Below are 19,107 nucleotides of genomic sequence, written 5' to 3'. Positions count from 1 at the left end.
CTACCGGCCAGCCTTGAACGCCCGGAAATTTTCAAAATAATACGGCGGGATATAGCCGTCGCCTTCTCTCTCTCCGGCTTCGGCAACGATCTCCAAGGCCGGCTCCCCCCAACCGTACTTCGCATCGCGCGGCGTATGCACGAAATTCGATCGAATCAAAGGCACGAACTGTCTTTCCCACGTATACACGCCCAAGTCGGCGGCATAAGTCGCATTGGCGTTCACGCCGTGGATGTACCAATTGTTCGCCTCGGGAGTCAGCTCGATGTCGCGGGAGGAATTGGCATTATGTCCGTTAAAATGAAGATAAGTGACGTCGTAGAGCCTGAGCACCTTCGGTAAAACGCCCCAGTCGCATTTGAAATGCTGCGAGGCGAGCCATTTTTTCCGGTTGCTCACTTCCCAATAGGCATATAGGGAATGGGCGTCCCGCACCATCAGATGAAGCAAGTCTTTGTGATACAAGTCGGGTGGCTGAAAACCCGACAGCATTGCAGCGTTTATGGCGAATCCCTCCATTGTCACACCGAAAAGCTGTAGGCGGCACCGGCCGCTTCGCTCACGAGCTGTCCCCACTGGACCGGAGGAACGATGTCGACGACGGCTTTGATCTCGATGCCGCCGAAATCGATGCCGGGCAGCTGATCCATCGTGAGCCGGTTCGTCACCATTCGCGCCAGCAGCCCCGGGAACTTCTCTTCCATTTGCTGCAGCCGGTAAAGGCCCGTTTCGAAATTTTTGCGCGAGGCGTTGACGGAACCGATAATGCATTTGTTTTCCAGCACGATTTCCTCGTTCAACCGGTCGGACGGGATTTCCAGCTTGCGTTCTCCGGCCGTCACCCCGAGCAGCGCCAGCACGCCGTTCGGGCCGAGCGCGTCGATCGCTTCGAACGCGAGCGGGCTGTAGCCCGTGCACTCGAAGATCAGGTCGATTTTCCCGCCGAGCTGAGCCGCGTAATCTTTCAAGCCAGTCGATCCGCCGCCGGCAGCCGAGCCCGATCCGCCCGCCCCGTCCGTTGCGCTGCCTCCTCCCGCCTGCTTGTACTGCGCCCCGGCGGCGCGTACGAGCTCGGCGGACAAACTCGTCTCAGGCGGCTTCGACCAAACGTACGTGTCGAGCCCGAGACAGCGGCACGTCCATGCCGCCAGCAGGCCGAGCGGCCCGGAACCGAGCACGAGCGCGGTGCGGGGCTCCCAGACGAGCCGCTGCTGAATGTGCTGCACCTGATCCCACACTTTTTCCACGATGCTTTGCGGTTCCGCCAGCATGCCGTAAGCGAGGCAGGAAGGCGGCACTTTCACCAAGTAGCGGGCATCCTCCACGTAAAATTCGGACAAGTAGCCGTGTCTCCCCTTAATGCCGCGCTCGGTATATTGGCCCGATTCGCAGTAATCGGCCCGCTCGTTGCGGCAATTCACGCAAGCCGGATCGCTGCACGGCCGGCGCACGAGCGCAGTGACCAGGTCGCCGGGGGCGAGAGCCGCTGCCTCGTCCGCCTCCACGACGACGCCGAGCGATTCGTGCCCGTTCGTCAAATCCGTCTCGCCTTGCGGCGGCATACCGTAATGCTCGGTCAAAATCTCTTTGTCCGTCCCGTCGAGACCGATGCAGAGCACGCGTACCTTCACGTCGCCCGGCCAGCGCCGCTCCGGCTCCGGCACGTCGACGACGGCAATTTTCGGCTCGGACTGGACGTTCAGCACCCGAACGGCTTTCATCGCACTTCCTCCAATACTTTCTGCTCGCTCATGTCCTCTTTCTTGCGCGGCTCGGCGGCAAAGCTTTTCAGCTTGGACAAATATTCCTGCACGACTTTAATGAAGGTGGCGTGGGACCAGGTGAGCGGCGAAACCGAAAGCGGGTCGGCCGTGTACGGGTTAATTTGCTCCGCCATCACCCCGGACTTCAGCGCGTGCGTAACGGCCCAGCGGATGAGCGATTCGGGCTCCGCCAGCTCCTGCTCGGACTTAGCCTTGTCGATAAGCCATTCCGCATACCAGAGCGTGCAAATAAACCATGGATTGCCGGGCACTTTGCCGATATCTTTGCTGACTTGATGATAGAAGTCGTTTTCGTAGCGGGCGAGCCCGCCGATATCGGTTTGCACCCACAGCCGGCGCTTCACCTCATCCATCGTCCGCACCATGCGGGGGTCGTCCGCGGCGATAAGCCCGAAATCGAACAGCGCATACAGGCAAGCGTCGACGGACGCGTCGAGCTCGTACGTCTTTTTTTCCGCGTTCCAAATGAGACCGCGCCCGAATCGCCCCTCTTTGTCCGAATACAAGTGCGTCTGCGCCGCTTTTTGCACCAGGGCGGCCCGGTCGCGGTAATGGCTCGCCCGCTGCGGATCGCCGTGGTATTCGGCAAAATTGCCTGCCGCCAGAAGCCCCGCATAGACGCTGGCCACCGTGAACGAAAACACGCCGTGCCTTTCTTCCCACAAATCGTAGGATGGCAGCGGCAAGCCGGACTCGTCCATGTAACCCGCCACAAAATCGGCCGCCGGCCGGACGAGCCGCTCATAGTCGTCGGCCGAATCGGGCAGCGTATTCGCCTGCACATGATGGTGCCACAGCGTGTACAGCACGAGCGCGGTCTCGTCTTCCTGGATCGGAAGCTGCTTCTGCCCTTCGGCGTTCACCCACGGATGCCAGCTGGAGCCGAGCGAGCCGTCCGCATTGTATTTGTGCAGCAAACACCCTTCCTTCGAGAGCGCAGCCTTGCAAAAATCAAAAAAACGCCTCGTCAAATCGTGGTAGCCGGCCCGGTCGAGCGCATGGGAAATGAGCGCTCCGTCCCGCGGCCACATGTACGAATACGTGTCTTTGTTGAATTTCAAAATGTCCGAATCGTTGGCTGCGATAATCGCGCCGCCATTGTCCATGTTGGTGCGGATCAAGAGCAGGCTCCTCTTGTAGCAGGCGGCGATTTCCGGAGACAGCCGGTTCAGCTCGTGCTTGTCCTTGCGGACCCACTCGGCCCAGTATTCGCCGGTGCGCTGCAAGCGGGCTTGCGGCGTCGCCGCGCGGATTCGCCGTTCCATGGCGTAAATTTCGTCCAGCCTCGTGCCGAAGCACACCCAGAACCAGCCTTCGCTTTCGCCGTTTGCCGGCACTTTCAGCTCCAGCTCGATCGTGCCGTCCACAGACCCTTGCGAGATCGGGTAGCGGCCGAGCTGCCCGTCCTGCGCGTCCCGCCACGTCCCCTCCAGCCCGTGAATTTCTTTCTGCCCGGTAGCGTAGCTGCTTGGCGCCGACCCCGCTTGGCCGGCGGCGCAGCACGACAACGACATGTAGCGGTGGCCTTTATAAAACACGAGAGAGTTGATATCCGGATCGTAAAACACCGTATCTCCGATCGCCGTGCCGTAAATATGCAGATCCAGATGGAAGTACAGCTTGACCGTCCGCTCGCGGTCGAAACCGTTCCGCACTTTCACTTTGCGGATCATGACGTTGTCTTCCGCATCGATGCCGTCCTGGATTTGCATGCGCAGTCCGAACCGGTCGTGACGGCAAGCCACATTCGTGACCAGCGAGTCTTCCCAATAGGACGCATCCTTGATCATGTCGCGGTCGTCAATCCAGCAAAACCCTTCCGGACACCATACGCCAAAATGCGACAAATGATCGAGCGCATGATTTTCCATCCCGATGCGCGGATAATAAATATCTCTGATGTTGTACGTGAGATCGAAATTGATCAAAACGTTCCCGTTGCTAATAGGAAAGTCTCTTGCCACGCCCGGTCCCTCCTTATTTTGCGACTTTGAGTAATTTGCCCCAAACAAGCCACAAACATGCAAACTTGGCGCGGCTGGCACTGTCTTGGCAACGGAGCCGCGCGACGTTTAAACCGGACGCATAATAAGCAGACTGGAAACAGTAACTATTTAGACCGGGTATAGGGCGTGGCGTATGAACATCTTCCGAACGATACTGCAAGGAATGCTAAAGAAACCCGCTGATGCGGCGAACGCCGGGCAGTCCGATATGGCATATGAACCGGAAAATGTACCCGGCGTCAAGCCGACGCTGGTCCATACGCTGTACGAATTTCAAGACTGTATGGACCTGACGCACCGGGCTTATCCCGAGATTGGGGTCGATGTCCTTTACTTCGGGCATCTGGTCGACAACCACCAGCTGGCTCAGGACGTATTAAACCCGATTTTGCATATCCGCGCCGACGAAGTGCATATGCTGCTCAGGCAAACGCAGTTTTGGCCCGCTGCCGATTCGAAAGAGCTGATCGAAGGAATATTGTCCGGGCAAGTCGCCATTTTTAACGGTGCGGACACTTATCTTGTCAACGTATCCGGCCCAAAAGAGCGACAAGTATCGACTTCCGAGTCGGAAACGGTCATTACCGGCCCGCATGACGCTTTTAACGAGCAAGCAGGGGCCTGCCTGTCGCTCATCCGCAAACGGGTCAAAAGCTCCCATCTGAAGGTGATCAAGCTATCCGTCGGCGAAGTGACCAAAACGGACGTGTACATTTTATATATTCAGGATATCGCCAACATGCTGTACGTGCGGGAAGCGATACGGAGAATTACGAATATCGAAATCGATGCGGTTCACGATTCCAACATGCTCATTCAGTATATTGACGACAACCCGATGTCGATTTTCCCGCAGTTTCTTACGTCCGAAAGACCGGATGCCATAGCCTCCAAATTGGCGGCCGGTCGGGTCGTCGGCATTGTCGACGGAAGCCCGTCGGTGTTCAGCGCGCCTACTTCGTTCTTCGAATTTTTTTCGTCTTCCGACGATTATTACCAGCGTTGGATGCTGGGCACGGCTACCCGTTTGCTGCGGTTTTTGGCGTTCGGCATCACGATTACGTTTACGGCGCTATACGTTTCGGTCACCACGTATCATTACGAAATGATTCCCGAGAACTTGCTTCTGACTATCGCCGAGTCCAGAAGCAAAGTGCCGTTCCCTCCCGTTTACGAGGCGCTGCTCATGGAGACGACCATCGAGCTGCTCAGGGAAGCCGGCGCCCGGCTGCCGACCAAAATCGGACAAACGATCGGCATCGTCGGCGGTATCGTCATCGGGCAGGCGGCCGTGCAAGCGGGACTGACGAGCAACATTTTGATCATTGCCGTCGCTTCTTCGGCCATCGCTTCTTTCGTCATTCCCAGCTACGTCATGAGCGCGTCGATTCGCCTCATTCGTTTCGGGTTAATTTTGCTGGCGGGGTTGTGGGGTAATTTCGGACTCGCGATTGCGCTCGCGGCTATTGTCATTCATATGAGCGGCTTAACGAGCCTGGGCTCCTCTTATTTAACGCCGGTCGCGCCATTCAAATTAGAGGATTGGCGGGACATTTTCATAAGAGCGCCTTTCGGGTTGCTGGTGAAACGTCCGACGCAAGCCGCCCCCCCGAATAAAGTGAAAAATAAAATGAGGAGATAGGGATAAGTTGAAAACCGAGGAAAAATTGTCGCCGTTTCACTCCGTTATCCTCATCCATATGATTCAAACGGGGGTTGCCTTGTTCAGCCTGCCCCGGGTACTGGCCGTACAATTCGGAACGAACGGATGGCTTGCGGTTTTCCTGTTCGGCGCAATTGTGGCCATTCATATTTGGCTTATGTCGTATGTGTATCGCCATTCTGGCGGAAGATCCATATTCGATATATTGGAACAATCCATTCCTAAGTTCGTTCTTTCTCCCGTCTACATCGGGCTCATTTGCGTTTGGGCCATGCTGTGCTGTCTCGTCTCGAAAGAATATATCCTGATTTTCAAAATGGTCGCCTTTCCGACCACGAACCCGATGATTTTCGAACTCGTAGTCAACCTGCTTACTTTGTGGCTGCTCGGCATGGGCGTTTACAACATTGCGAAGGCAGCGACCGTATTTTTCTGGTTCGTAATCTGGATGGTCTTCCTGCTCACTTTCTTTTACGGGGAATTCAGATGGGCGAGGCTGACGCCTTTCGTGTTTCAAGGAGGAGAACTCAAGATGAAGGAGTTATATTCGATCTACGCCGCTTTCTTCGGCTACGAGCTCGTCCTTCTTCTTTTCCCCTATGCCAATCCGCAAACGAAATTGATGCGCGCCGCGATGGCAGGCAATGGCCTTACAGTGGCCGTTTATCTGTATACATGCTTGATTGCCTTCGGCTTTTTCAGCCTGCAGCAGTTGAAGGAGATGCTGTTTCCGGTGCTGGACCTGCTAGCTTATATTAAACTTCCTTTTATCGAACGAATCGAAAACTTGTTGTACGGTTTCTTTTTGTTTACGATACTGATCACTGCTGTCATGTATGTCTGGTCCGCCAAAGAAGTAAGCCGAAGAATGTTCCCCCGAATCAAAGGGGGCGTTCTTGGATTTATCATTTTGACGCTCGCTTACCTCGTTTCCTACATTCCCGACGTTTTGAGCGAAGTGCTTGATTGGCTTCAAATATTTAGCGTTATCGAGTTTTGGATTGCTTTCGGCTTGCCGGCGCTTGTAGGCTTGGTACTGCTCGTTCAGCGAAGGAGAGGCCAGCCGTCCAATGGGTAACAGATTCGCGGTTTGCTTATCGCTGCTGACGATGGCCGCGCTCTCCGGCTGCGGCGATCAACGCATTCTCGAAAAGGTCGGTTTTACCCAAACGACCAGCTACGACTTGCTGCCCGACGGCAGGTTGAAAATTGCAGTCGCGATTCCGAAAGCGGACCCGGAAGCCGAGCTGTCGAGGCAGCTGCTGACGACAACGGCCCTGAGCAGCAAAGAGGCGCGAATCAACCTGTCCAGGCAAACCAATCTGATCCTTGTCAGCGGGCAAATGCGCAACACGCTGTACGGACTGTCGCTTGCCAAAAGCGGGCTCTGGAACCACATCGATACGCTGATGCGGGATCCGTCCATATCTCCGCAGGTGAAAGTCACGGTTGTGAACGGCGATGCGGAGAGCCTCCTCAAGAAAAATTATGAGCAGCATCCCAGGACGGGCAAGTATATAGACCGCCTATTGGAAAAAGAAGCGCAGGAGCAAGCCGTCCCCAAAGTGACGTTATACGAATTCGCCAGAAATTATTTCGACGACGGTGTCGATCCTGTCGCCCCGATTGTGAAAGACGACGGCGACTCTGTCATTGTTGACGGAATCGCCTTGTTCCGGGACGACAAGTATGCGGGCAGAATCGAGCCCGGCGACTCGATCATTTTCGCTTTGCTGGAAAGAGATTTCAAGAAGGGCGAGATCAGTATAGAATTGGCCGGTGAAGAGGGCAAGAAAGAAATCGTGATGTTCAGCTCGTTGATCAGCTCGAGGAAAGTCGAGGTTGGGCATGGCGATGCCGGTACCAGGACCGTCAATATCAATGTCGACGTCAAAGGCTCCATCCTCGAATATATCGGCCGCCTGAAGCTGAGCGACGATGCCAACCGCCACGAGTTGGAGCGGAAAATTTCCGAGCACCTGTCGAGCCGCGGGAACCAACTGGTCGGCATGATGCAGGAGAAAGGAACGGACAGTCTAGGGATCGGCATGTACGTAAGGAACAGCATGAGCTATGCCGCGTGGAAGAAGCTGAATTGGCGCGAGGAATTTCCGGACGTGCAAGTGAAATGCAATATCCACGTGAAAATCAAAGATTACGGGAAGTTCCGCTAAGCGGTTAGCGATGAGCGTGCAGCTCATCGCTTTTTGCAGCTGCGGCTGTTAGTGAACTGTAAGTTTAGTGTAAGTCCGCTCTGCTACAATAAGGTCACTAATTTTCTCAGGAGGATTGATGAGCGTGAATGGAGGATGAACAGGAGAGTTTGGTTCAGCTATGTCGTATTAGCGCTTCTAACGCTTGCTTTGCTCGTTCCCCAAGCCTATGCGGCGCCTTACTATCTGGATTTGCCCGCGAGTTTCAGTGCAACGGAGATTACGGATACTTCCATTACCGTTCAGGTTTTTACACCAGGGACGGATCAGCGGGCAATCACATTCAGTGCAACTGTTTTTTCAACGGAGCTTATGGAGATTTGGCCGACAACGTCAAAAATTCCGGCATTTACACGATCAAAGGGTTGAAGCCGAATACAAGCTACAATTTCCGATTGCTCGGCAACAATTCGTACGACGGCAGGCAATATAAAATTGAACAGTCATTCACTACGTTAAAAGATCCCATCCCTGACGAAGCTTCGCTCAGCGTCAAAAACGCGACCTATACGGAACTGACTTTGCAAGTCGACTTTCCGGTATCCGGAGCTCCTGACAACAAAGTCGAATTTATGAAAAACGGAGCTTGGGCCGATATTTCCAGCTATTTGGCCAAAAAGAGCGGCGATTACGTCGTCAAAAATTTGGCTCCGAACACCGCTTACAAAGCCAGAGTTTCATGGCGGGGCAAAGACAACTCCATCAAAACGAAAGAAAAAGACGTCTCCACTTTGCGCTACAGCGAACCGTTCGTCAGCGTAGTAAGCACAGACAATCTTGAGGCGCTTACTTTGAATGTCGTGTACCCCGTCTCCGGAGATGCGAACAACGATATCAAGCTTGTCAGCGGCGATCACGTGTATACGCTGAGCATTCCGCACAAGGCAACCGGTTTTTACAATTTTAACAATTTAACGCCGGGCACGAACTACACGGCCGTCCTGACCTACAATCTCGGAAACGGTATGAAACAAGCCACCTTCCCCGTCCGCACCAATTCGTACGGCGCCGCGTGCAAAAATGCGGAGCTGACGAACGCGATCAAAGCCGTGATGGGCCGCAACCCTAACGGATCAGGCACAACAGGAGAATGCAACCCTTATTTGTACGACAAAAGCGGCAATCTCTCGGCCGGCTCCTCGACCGTGCAAGAAAAAGTGGAGTTTTACTTTGGCCGAACCAAGACCGGCGTGAAAAACAGCGAGCACCCTTTCAACAAGCTGTTCTTCGAAAATCTGGACTACGGGATTTATTGGTACGGCAAAGACAATGTGGCGCAAAAATACAAACCCGGCATCGACAATCCGTACTACGATCCCAAAAAGCCGACGGTGATCTACGTGCATGGCTGGGAAAAGGATACGGTCTCGAAATATTTCAGAGAATCGGGAGCGTCGTACGACTTTGACGATAAACCGATGCAAATTTTCAACCTATGGCTGGACGCAGGCTACAATGTGGGCGTTTTTTACTGGAACCAGCTTTCCGATGACGATCTTCCCGGCGTTCCGTTCCAAATTACCCGTCCGGAATGGACGGAGTCCAAGATCTGGTCTACAAAAGGCGATGTAGGAATGCGCTGGAGAAAACCGGGCGGGAGCTTTGAAACCGTCAATGTGCCGCAAAAAAGCGCGGGAGACCTTTTTTACGACGAGTACGTTGCGGCCATGGCGAATCAGCAAAACAAAAATATCCAAATCGTAGGCCATTCCTTGGGCCACCAAATGGCCATTTATTTGGCGAAAAAGGTGTGCGATACGAAATCCGGCCTTTGCCCGAACCGGCTCACTTTGCTCGATCCGGCCAACACCGCGGGTCAGCGGAATTACACGGTCAACGGCTGGCGCCAACCGATAACCAGCGTCATTAACGATTACGCTTCCGATTTGATGAAAAAGGGCATCGCGATCGAGCTGTATCAATCCAGCAATCTGATGGAGCTGCCCGGGAACGAGAACAATATGAAGCTGAAATCGATGGCTTCCTATGTTCGCCTGGAGCCCGATTTTACAAGCAAGTACGGTATTTTTGATGCGCCGGCCAAGCAGCACGTTTACGCGAGGGATTGGTATTTTCTTTCCAAAGCATTCAGCAAAATTCCCGTTGTCAAAGTAGAGCGCGTCTGGAACTGGTGGTGGTATACCGATGTTATGAAAACGGATACCAAGTACAATACGGTCCCGTTCGCCAACGCCTCCATCGACGATATCAAGAAAACCATGAATGCGGCCAAAGCGAGCGACAAGAGAGTGAGATTCGAGCAACGCGGCGGAAAAAATTCGTTCGCCCTCTCCGACGATGATTTTACGGAAAACGTGTACACCTACGCGGACCCGCCTCCGCCGAGCATTACGAACCCGCCCCCGGGACCCGTTCTGCCTCCTCTTAATCCGTACATTCCCGGTTACCGGTGAAAAACAAACTCCCGTGCTGCTCTCTGCAGCGACGGGAGTTTATTCATTTCGTTGAAAGCTACCCCCCGCGGGAGTGGCTTGCTTTTTTAGAATCCGTTATGTTGGACAAGATCCAGCCGATTTCCGTACAGATCTTCGAATACAACCTCGACTCCCCAAGGTACCTCTTTCGGTTCGCCGTAAAACTTCACACCGTTTGCCTTCATTTTCTCATAGTCGCGATAGCAATCGTCCGTTTGCACGACCAGGAACACATGGTTCGCCGCTTGAGTGCCGATCCTTTCCGCTTTTTCATCCGTGTCTGCTTCGACAAAAACAATTGCTGTTTCCGAATCTTTCGACGGTGCGACGGTTACCCATCGCATTCCGTCACCGAATGCATTGTCCGTTACCAATACGAACCCTGCCTTGTTGATGTAGAAATCAATAGCCTCGTCATAGTTTTTTATCAACATCGTAACATGGCCTATTTTTTTCTTCATGTTTTCCCTCCTTATTACTTTGGCTCCCCATGATCGCTTCATGAACAGGAATTTTTATTCCAATAAACCAAACAACTCGCGGAGATAATCCCGACGCCCATGCAAAATACGATGAATAATAACGTCATTTTCAATAACCCTGTAAAAAACCAGATAAGGATGTACGACAATAAATCGATATCCACGTTGTACAAGCGTATAGTCCTCATCCGACAACACCGAACCAATATGGGGAAAATCCGCCAAACTTGCCATTTGGCTGTCTAACTTTTCCAACAAGTTTTCTGCAGCGGAAACATTGTCTTGTGAAATATACGAAAAAATCTCATCGATATCATCAACTGCTGCAGGCGTATATTTGACCTTACTCTTTTGCGGCATTAATTTTCCTCCGCATTTTTGCTATTACTTGGTCATGTTCAATCAATTGCTCTCCTTCGGCCACTTGCTTTTCCGCGACTAACAACTTCGATTGCAGTTTGATGCGGGCTTCCATACGCCGAAATGTTTCATGGCTCATGACGACCAAATCCGCTTCTCCATTGCGTGTAAGTATGACGGGTTCATCTATTTCATGGCAATATTTCGAAAATCCGTTGTAGTCCTGCCGAATTGTAGTCGACGGCTTAATATTCAACTTCTTCATCCCCCTTTCATAGCATTATTCTGACGATATTGTATCATTATTCTTATCGTTATCGCCATCTTATCCGCAATAGCCGCAAGCTGTTGAGCGTAACGATGAGCGTTGCTCCCATATCGGGGAAGATCGCCATCCACAGCGTAAGCCAGCCCGGAACGATAAGAAGCAGCGCCGCGGCTTTAATGAGCAGCGAGAACGCCATATTTTGCTTGATGATGGCCAGTGTCTTGCGGCTCAGCATGATCGTGTGCGGGAGCTTTGCCACATCGTCCGCCATGAGGGCGATATCCGCCGTCTCGAGCGCGGTATCCGTGTCTGCTCCGCCCATGGCGATCCTTCCCGCCGCCATTGCAACAAAAAAAAAAAGCGAGGGCTCAGCCCCCGCCTTCATTTTTACGCATTCACCGCAGCTTCCTCTTTCATTCGTTTTCTGTCGGAAATTTTAATTTTGCCGACGAAGACGCTGAGCACCGCTCCCAGTACGACGAACAACAGTCCGAAGAGGAACACGCTGTGCAGCGAATCGACGAGCGCCGTTTTCAAAACCGGAACGAGCTGCTGCGTCAAAGCTTGCGGCATTTTCGCCAGCGACTCGGGGCTCAGCAGCATCGAATACAGCCCTTGCGGATTGTTATGAATCATCGATGTCATTTGCTCAGCCATGCCTCCAGCCTGCGCTGGCATTTGCTTCATCATCGGCACTAATTGCTCCGTCAAAATGGCGCCCGATTTATGGTTCATAATCGCTCCAAGTATCGTCATGCCGAACGTACCGCCGATTTGCCGGAAAAATTGGCTCGAAGACGTGACGACGCCAAGCTCGGATTTCGGGAAGCTTTCCTGCAGCGCGAGCGTCAGAAGCGGCATCACAAGCCCCATGCCCAATCCGATGACCATCATATAACCGGTTGCGGCGAGCTTCGACGTATCGATCCCCATTGTAGTCAAAAGGATGAACCCGGCTGCCATCACAATCATGCCTACCGCCATCTGTTTGCGCACGCCGACTCTGAGCACGATCTGGCCGCCAACGATGCTGGTCACAATCATCGTAATCATCATCGGAGTCATTACCGTTCCCGACGCCGAAGCGCTGATGCCGACAATGCCTTGCATAAAGAGCGGAACGAACATAATGGCGCCGAACATGCCGATGCTCATCAAAAAGCCGATACCGTTAATGACGGTAAACGTACGGTTTTGAAACAAGCGAATCGGAAGGATCGGTTCCGCGGCTTTCGATTCAAAAGCAACAAAGCCGACCAGCGAAACGACGGATAGCGCGAACAAGCCGATAATTTGCCAAGAACCCCAGGCATAGTCGTGACCGCCGAACGTTAACGCGAGCAACAAACTAACGACGCCGACAATCAACGTGGCGATGCCCGGCACGTCGAATTTGACTTTTTCCGCAGCTTTCTTATGCTTCGGCAACGCCATCGCAATCAGTATCGTCGCCAAAATGCCGACCGGCAAATTGATGTAGAAGACCCATCTCCAATTCAGCGCATCGACAATCCAGCCGCCGACTTGCGGCCCGATGATCGAAGAGAGACCGAACAAGGCGCCGAATACGCCCTGCCATTTGGCACGCTGCTTGCCGGTGAACATGTCGCCGATAATGATCATGGCCATCGGCATCATAATGCCGCCTCCGATCCCTTGCAAGCCGCGGAACAAAATGAGTTCCGTCATATTTTGCGACAGCCCGCAAAGGGCCGAACCGGCAATAAACACGAGAAGTCCCGTTACATATATGGCTCTGCGGCCGAGCAAATCGGCGAACTTGCCGGCAATCGGCACTACGACGGTCGAACTGAGCATGTAAGCCGTCGTCAGCCACGTCATGAAGCCGAGCCCGCCCAGCTCGCCGACGATCCGCGGCATCGCGGTGCCTACGATCGTTCCGTCGAGCGCCCCAAATAGCATCGCAATCATCAAGCCAACAATGAGCAAGCCTTTATTTTTCATTACCGATGCCGATTCGTGAACGTTATTTTGTGTCATTTCCATAGTCATCAATCCTTTATGTCGTTAATGTTTGTCCGTCATGCCCGCCAGCTTTTCAAACGTGGCTACGAAACGGGCAAGTTCTTCTTTACCGATTCCGGAAAAATAACGGGCGATAATTTCTTTGGTTAGATCTTTCAACTGGTCCAATGCTTGCTGCCCTTCTTGCGTAAGCTCAACTAAAACTACCCTGCGGTCGTGCGGATCATGAATGCGGGCGACCAAGTTCGCATGCACGAGACGGTCGATCATGACCGTAATAGCGCTCGGCTTCACTTCCATTTTCTCTGCTAGCTGCGTAAGTTTGCACTGGCCTTGTTCTTTGATGAAATGAAGCATAAAGAACTGGGGACCTGTGATGCCTATCCCTCTTTGCTCATTCAATTTGCGGTAATCCATCGCCATTTTCCGCCGCAGCGCTTCGTTGGCTGCCATAAATTTTTGGATATAGACGTTCAGGCTTTCGTCCATGTTCAACCCTTGCTTTCTTATTAAATTGTTTGAACTTCAACTTGTTTAATATTTAAATTACTTAAATAAATTATCATGCCCGCGCCTCGATGTCAAGGCAACGAAATAAATAACAAAATAACCTGCTCTAGCCTGGATAACAGGCTAAAGCAGGTCATCGATAAATAATCCAAATAACGGACATACTAAATCCTAACGAATCAGTCAAAATAAATCGCGTTCGTCACAGCGGCTAGCAATTCCTTGCCGGCCTCGTCGAAATGGCGCCAAACCTCCGCGCGGCAAAACGTGCGTCCTTCCGCAGCGGGGAGCAGCAGCGTCAGCGCCCCGTCCTCCTCCGCAATGTGCTCGAGGGCGGTGCCGCGATTGTCGATCAGCCGGATGCGGTCCCGGGCTCTGAGCCGCTCGGCTGCCATCGTCACTTCCTGCACGGTTCCGGCCGGAACGGCGTCGCCGATGCCGTACGTGCCGCTGCGCAGCTCGACGAACGGTCCGTCCGGAGCGTAGCTCAGTACGACATGGCCGCGGTCGATGCCGCCCAGAATGCCGTGGACCGTCTTCGTCTCGCTGAGCACCCAAGTGGTAGGACAGGCGTGGCGAACATACGGGTCCGGCCGGTGCGTATCGCTGCCTCCTACCGCCGTCAGGCGCCGGCCGGCTACGAGCTGGGCGTGCCACCAGTCCAGCGTCGCCTGATTCATCTCCCGCCACGGGCCGTTCCAAATTTCCACCCAGTCGAAATCGACGTCGAAATCCCACAGCCACGGGCAATTCGGACAGTGGGGATGATTCAGCACGATTTTGGCGCCGCGCTCGCGTCCCGTGCGGATGCGGCGATGCACGTCATCCATGCCGGACACCCGGAAATCGTCCAAGGGATCGGGTACGCCGAGGAAATTGCTGTGCCCGAAGTTCGTCGTGAATTCCAGCCCTGGAATCATGACCACTTCCGTCTGACGCGGGTACGCCGCATTTTGGCTGGACGTGTTATGGTCCGTCATCGCCAGGAAGTCGCAGCCGAGCTCCTCCATAATGCGCGCGTTATCCTCCAGCGTGTAGGAGCCGTCGCTATGCACGCTGTGCATATGCAGATCGCCCTTCAGCCAGCGCGGCGTTTGATGATAAGACTGCACCGTGACGATCACGGTACACCCGTCCGCCGGCACCTTGTAGGCATTATGCAGGACCGCCCATTCCCCGGGAGCGAGCGGACCCGGACTGTAGCCCGGCGTCGCCTTCTCCAGCCCGAGGCGGAATTCCGTGCGCGCCCCGCCGCTCCAGCCGCGGACGCGCTCCCGATCGCGCACGCCGAGGTCGATGACGGCTTTCGGCTCCCCGCGCGACTCTACATCATAACTGACGCGGATTTCCTCCACGCCCTCCGGCAGCTCGAACGGAATTTCGATATACCGGCTTTCTTCGTCTTTGCGAATGTCGCGCCTCACCGTCAACACGGTTACCTTCTGCTGCTGCTCCACGCGGCTCCCCTCTTTCCTATTCTTTGTTTGCTCCCAGCATGATGCCTTTCACAAAGTAACGCTGCACGTATGGATAAATAATGATCAGCGGGATCAAGGCGATGACGATGCCGGCCATCCGCACGTTCGTCGTTACGATGAAGTTGCTGGAGGTCGCATCCGAATCGATGATCATCGACTTCAAAGCGATTTGCAGCGTATATTTGGCATGGTCGGTTATATAATAGAGCGCCGGAGTGAAGCTGTTCCAACGGCCGACGAACTCGAACAGCGTGACGGTCGCAATTCCCGCGCTCGACAGAGGCAAGTACATCGTGAAGAAGATGCGCAAATCGCCCGCGCGTCCATTCGCGCCGATTCGGCCATCTCGGACGGCACGCTGAGGAAGAAGTTGCGCATAAGCAAAATGCTGAATCCGGATACGAGCGAATAATTAATAAGAGAGTACAGCGTGTTCAAGAGGCCCAAATCTTTATTGACGATATACAGCGGCACCATAATCGCTTCGTTCGGCACCGTCATCGTGAGCAGAATGAAGCTGACGAGCAGCTTCTTGCCCGGCAGCCCTTGCTGCACGAGAACGTACCCGGCCATGGCGGTGAGCAGGACGTGGGCGAACGTGCCCGCAAGCGTGACGATCACATTGTTCAGAAACGGCTGCCACAGCTGCAGCCGGGTCCATACGATCGAGAAGCCTTCCGTGCTGAACTGCTTCGGCCACAAAATAATGTCGGGCTGCATCGAAGCGAGCCCCGTCGAGAACGCCAATGCGAACGTATTGAGCAGCGGCACGATCATCGTCAGGATCAGCAGCAGCAAAAAGACAATATTGACAGTATCGAACACCCGGCTGGCGAAGCTGGAACGGTCGGTTTGCATCGTGCTAAGTTCACCCCTCGTCGTACCGGATGATCGCCCGCGCCGCGAACGTAAGGACGAGCGTCATTACGATCAGAATGAAGCTGGACGCGGTAGCGATGCCGATTTTGAATTCCTGAATGCCCTTGGTGTACGTGTAGTACATGATCACGTCCACCTGCTTGGCGATCGCTCCGTTGCGCATGACGACAACCTGGTCGAAAATGCGCAGCACGCCGAGCACGTTCAGCATGACGACCACCTTCATCGTATTGTACAGCTGCGGAATCGTGACGAAGCGGACAAGCTGCCAGCGGTTCGCCCCGTCGATGCGCGCCGCTTCGTACAGCGACGGATTGATGCCCACGATCGTAGCCAGGTACAAAATGCAATAATAGCCCATGTCCTTCCAAACGGCGGACAAAATGAGCACCCACCGGGCATAAGCCGGATCGGACATAAAGTTGATCGGTTTAGGTGCTCCCGCCGCCTTGAGCAGCATATTGACTATGCCGGTGTCCGGAGACAGCATCATGATCCAGATTCCGCCGACGACGACCCACGAAAACAGGTGCGGGACGTACACGATCGTTTGCGTCAGCTTTTTAAACCAGGTGCGCGTCACTTCGGTCAAAGCGAGCGCCAGCACCACCGGCATGATGTAGCCGACAAGCAGCGTGCCGCCGGCGATGAGGAGCGTATTGGACACTGCTTCCCAGAAGCCGGAGTCGCCGACTACCGTCATGTAGTTGGCCAGGCCGACGAAGGGACGGTTGCCGATGAGCCGGTAGTTCTGGAAGCTGATGATAAAGCCGCGGATGAGCGGATAGTATGAAAACAGCACAAAATAGGCTACAACCGGAAGCATCATCGCATAGACGGACTTGAATTTCCAGACCGCTTTCAAGCGCACATTCACCGCCTTATTGGATTCCTCGAATTCCTCTCGCAGAGATGGAGAAGGGGGAGTATGCTGAGGCACCATACTCCCCCGTTCCGTCTAACCGTCAGTCGATCAATTTTTTCGCTTTGAGCTCTTCGCGCATTTTCTTGACGGCGTCGGCCGCCGGCATTTGACCCGTGATCGCCTTGAAGGAATAGTCCGTAATGATCTTCTCGGCATCTGTCCATTTGCCGGAAGGCGTCAGCTCCAAAGTGGCGTATTTCATGACCAGGTCTTGCGCTTCCTTGACGCCCGGCAGCAGGCCGAACGGGTTCGGCACATTTTTGTTGTACCAGAACGGTACGCCGTGATCCATCGCATGGTCTTTGCCGGTTTTCGTCAGTTCGATTTTGCCACCGTTGTCGGTCCAGTCGTTATCCTTGATGCCCAAGCTGCCGAGATAGATGGCGTCCTTCGTGTGCCACCATTCGATGAACTCCCACGCGGTGTTCGGATGCTCGGCGTTGACCGGGATGACCCATACGTCCGGATCACCGCGGCGCAGCATGAACTTGCCGTCCTTGTCGGCGATGCCAGGCAGCCCCTTCGCTTCGAACGCCGTGTTCGGATCTTGCGTCTTCCGCGTGTTGTTGAGCATGCCGACCCATGCGTCCCAATATGTGATCATGCCGACGCGGTCGCTCAGGAACAGGTTGCGCATTTTGGCGGTATCGTTCGTAGTGAAGTTCGGATCGAGAATGCCTTCTTTATACAGTTTGTTAAGCCACTCGTAGACCGGAATCGCCGCATCGGTCGAGTACGGAACGTCCAGCTTGCCGTCTTTCTCGACGTAGCGCTGTTTCAGGCCGGCGGCGCTGAAAAATCCTTGCAGCTCGTACATGCCTGCGGTCGACAGGCCGTACGTATCGGCTTTGCCGTTGCCGTCCGGATCTTGCTCCTTGAAAGCTTTAAGCACGTTATAGTAGTCGTCGAGCGTGACCGGATCTTTCAGGTTCAGCTTCTTGATCCAGTCCTCGCGGATGATCGGCATCGTGCCGCCCTGGTACTTCGTGAACACGCCGTAAATTTTGCCGTCCTTCGTTTTGACCTGGTCCCATTCGCCGGTCGGGATGACGTTCGGGTCGGACAGCACTTTCGATTGCTTGACTTTATCGGTCAGCGGGGTCAGGATGCCTTGATCGATGAACAGGTTCATCTTTTCCTTGCTGATTTGCAGTAGGTCGAACTTCTCGCCCGAAGCGATGGCGGCCAGCAGCTTCTGATCGTAGTCGGAGGCCGGTTTGTCGAGCTTCACTTTAATGCCCGTAAGACGTTCGATCTCTTTCTCGAAAAGGGTGTTTTCTTCCGGCGTTTTGCCGCCGATGACGCCGGCCATAATGTGCAGCGAGCGCTCTTCCTTCTTTGCATCGCTCTTGGGGGCGTCGGCCTTCGGGGAAGCAGCCGCGTCGCCGCCGCTTTGCGCCGGCGCGCCACCGTTTCCGCTGCAGCCGGCCACTATGGTCCCGAGCAGCATGGCCGCCAAGGCGGATTGAACGATCTTTTTCGATTTCGGAATCATGGATACCCTCCTGTAAAGTTGGTCTGATTCATCCGCAGCTTCTACTTTCGATGGAGAAACAAACTCCGTGCCGTAACCGTCCCTTTCGCCGGATCACAAGCTTCCGCCGATCTCCCCCTTACTTTGGCGTATGCGTTTACAAAATCTTAATAAAGCGCTTTCTCTTTAGCTGTGCCAATGAGCTTGACACCGTCGGCCGGACCGCTGGCGGCAGCGGCGATCTCCCCCGCTCGGGCAAAATGTCCCTATGTACAAACTCTGCACCGCTTCGGCGCATTCTCGGGCGGCATGTCGATCTTTGGCACGTTCGGCATCGTTAAACCGGTTTAATTGAGCTCATAAAGGAAACCGGCTAACATTCATTAAACCGGTTTAACAACTTCTGTTTTGATTATACATGATCGCCCGAGCCTCTGACAATAAGTTTTAGGGAAATTTACAAGATGTTTAATCCCGCCCAAGATACCGTGTTGCAGTTACGCAAATGCACTTGGAGATGGGACCGAACCCATGAACCCTTGAAATGCACCTCTGTCAAGAAAGTAGACACAACTTAAGCCGCCTGGAGCTGCTCATAGTACCTTTTTTCGCATTGATGTGGGGTCAGATAACCGATCGACGAA

Annotated in this window: 17 protein-coding genes and 1 pseudogene; 4 read left to right on the top strand and 14 right to left on the bottom strand. The window is 54.0% G+C overall.

What is annotated here, in order from left to right; genetic code table 11:
* The 3 genes from SD70_RS17260 to SD70_RS17250 are packed head-to-tail and all read right to left on the bottom strand — an operon-like array spanning window position 1 to window position 3,748.
* Window positions 1-519 carry a DUF4912 domain-containing protein gene (locus SD70_RS17260; protein ID WP_231571267.1) on the bottom strand — a complete coding sequence of 173 codons (519 nt, stop codon included), beginning with the start codon at window positions 517-519 and terminating at the stop codon, window positions 1-3.
* A gap of 2 nt (window positions 520-521) precedes the next feature.
* Window positions 522-1,721 carry a glucose 1-dehydrogenase gene (locus tag SD70_RS17255; RefSeq protein WP_041048783.1) on the bottom strand — a complete coding sequence of 400 codons (1,200 nt, stop codon included), beginning with the start codon at window positions 1,719-1,721 and terminating at the stop codon, window positions 522-524.
* Window positions 1,718-3,748: a glycoside hydrolase family 15 protein gene (locus tag SD70_RS17250; protein WP_041048782.1), complete on the bottom strand. Its 2,031-nt coding sequence runs from the start codon at window positions 3,746-3,748 to the stop codon at window positions 1,718-1,720. Before SD70_RS17250 ends, SD70_RS17255 begins: the two co-directional genes overlap by 4 nt.
* A gap of 175 nt (window positions 3,749-3,923) precedes the next feature.
* Here SD70_RS17250 and SD70_RS17245 point away from each other — a divergent pair, with 175 nt between their 5' ends.
* The 4 genes from SD70_RS17245 to SD70_RS33485 all read left to right on the top strand — a co-directional run bounded on the left by SD70_RS17245 (window position 3,924) and on the right by SD70_RS33485 (window position 10,080).
* Window positions 3,924-5,432: a spore germination protein gene (locus SD70_RS17245; RefSeq protein WP_041048781.1), complete on the top strand. Its 1,509-nt coding sequence runs from the start codon at window positions 3,924-3,926 to the stop codon at window positions 5,430-5,432.
* Between the two features lie 7 nt (window positions 5,433-5,439).
* Window positions 5,440-6,531 carry a GerAB/ArcD/ProY family transporter gene (locus SD70_RS17240; RefSeq protein ID WP_041048780.1) on the top strand — a complete coding sequence of 364 codons (1,092 nt, stop codon included), beginning with the start codon at window positions 5,440-5,442 and terminating at the stop codon, window positions 6,529-6,531.
* A complete protein-coding gene (locus tag SD70_RS17235) occupies window positions 6,524-7,627 on the top strand; it encodes a Ger(x)C family spore germination protein (protein WP_041048779.1) in 1,104 nt (367 codons plus the stop codon). The genes SD70_RS17240 and SD70_RS17235 overlap by 8 nt, the downstream gene beginning before the upstream one ends.
* 359 nt (window positions 7,628-7,986) lie before the next feature.
* Window positions 7,987-10,080: a hypothetical protein gene (locus SD70_RS33485; protein WP_052487559.1), complete on the top strand. Its 2,094-nt coding sequence runs from the start codon at window positions 7,987-7,989 to the stop codon at window positions 10,078-10,080.
* Between the two features lie 86 nt (window positions 10,081-10,166).
* Here the strand turns inward: SD70_RS33485 and SD70_RS17225 are convergent, their stop codons facing one another.
* The 11 genes and pseudogenes from SD70_RS17225 to SD70_RS17180 form a co-directional block, all read right to left on the bottom strand.
* The gene (locus SD70_RS17225; RefSeq protein WP_041048778.1) at window positions 10,167-10,562 is read right to left on the bottom strand and encodes a VOC family protein; all 396 of its coding nucleotides are present in this window, start codon (window positions 10,560-10,562) and stop codon (window positions 10,167-10,169) included.
* 54 nt (window positions 10,563-10,616) lie between these two features.
* Window positions 10,617-10,943, bottom strand: coding sequence for a type II toxin-antitoxin system RelE/ParE family toxin (locus SD70_RS17220; protein WP_041048777.1), 327 nt, complete (start codon window positions 10,941-10,943; stop codon window positions 10,617-10,619).
* Window positions 10,927-11,208, bottom strand: a complete 282-nt coding sequence (locus SD70_RS17215; RefSeq protein WP_231571266.1) for a type II toxin-antitoxin system Phd/YefM family antitoxin — start codon at window positions 11,206-11,208, stop codon at window positions 10,927-10,929. The genes SD70_RS17220 and SD70_RS17215 overlap by 17 nt, the downstream gene beginning before the upstream one ends.
* 49 nt (window positions 11,209-11,257) lie before the next feature.
* Window positions 11,258-11,539, bottom strand: a pseudogene (locus SD70_RS17210) (hypothetical protein); the annotation flags it as partial.
* 59 nt (window positions 11,540-11,598) lie between these two features.
* Window positions 11,599-13,176 carry an MDR family MFS transporter gene (locus SD70_RS17205; RefSeq protein WP_041048838.1) on the bottom strand — a complete coding sequence of 526 codons (1,578 nt, stop codon included), beginning with the start codon at window positions 13,174-13,176 and terminating at the stop codon, window positions 11,599-11,601.
* A 63-nt stretch (window positions 13,177-13,239) separates the two neighbouring features.
* Window positions 13,240-13,686: a MarR family winged helix-turn-helix transcriptional regulator gene (locus tag SD70_RS17200; protein WP_041048773.1), complete on the bottom strand. Its 447-nt coding sequence runs from the start codon at window positions 13,684-13,686 to the stop codon at window positions 13,240-13,242.
* A 200-nt stretch (window positions 13,687-13,886) separates the two neighbouring features.
* A complete protein-coding gene (locus SD70_RS17195) occupies window positions 13,887-15,164 on the bottom strand; it encodes a CehA/McbA family metallohydrolase (protein WP_041048771.1) in 1,278 nt (425 codons plus the stop codon).
* A gap of 16 nt (window positions 15,165-15,180) precedes the next feature.
* Window positions 15,181-15,348 (bottom strand): hypothetical protein, encoded by a 168-nt coding sequence (locus tag SD70_RS39835; RefSeq protein ID WP_331436803.1) that lies wholly within the window; start codon window positions 15,346-15,348, stop codon window positions 15,181-15,183.
* Window positions 15,349-15,380: 32 nt separating this feature from the next.
* Window positions 15,381-16,043: a carbohydrate ABC transporter permease gene (locus SD70_RS17190; protein ID WP_231571264.1), complete on the bottom strand. Its 663-nt coding sequence runs from the start codon at window positions 16,041-16,043 to the stop codon at window positions 15,381-15,383.
* A 10-nt stretch (window positions 16,044-16,053) separates the two neighbouring features.
* Complete coding sequence (locus tag SD70_RS17185) at window positions 16,054-16,941, bottom strand: ABC transporter permease subunit (protein ID WP_231571263.1); 888 nt, start codon at window positions 16,939-16,941, stop codon at window positions 16,054-16,056.
* A gap of 88 nt (window positions 16,942-17,029) precedes the next feature.
* Complete coding sequence (locus tag SD70_RS17180; protein WP_041048767.1) at window positions 17,030-18,484, bottom strand: extracellular solute-binding protein; 1,455 nt, start codon at window positions 18,482-18,484, stop codon at window positions 17,030-17,032.
* Between the last annotated feature and the right edge of the window lie 623 nt (window positions 18,485-19,107).

The sequence above is a fragment of the Gordoniibacillus kamchatkensis genome, from assembly GCF_000829455.1.
GTDB lineage: Bacteria > Bacillota > Bacilli > Paenibacillales > NBRC-103111 > Gordoniibacillus > Gordoniibacillus kamchatkensis.
The sequence above is the reverse complement of the archived record's forward strand: the minus strand, read 5'-3'. Positions and strand labels throughout refer to the sequence as shown.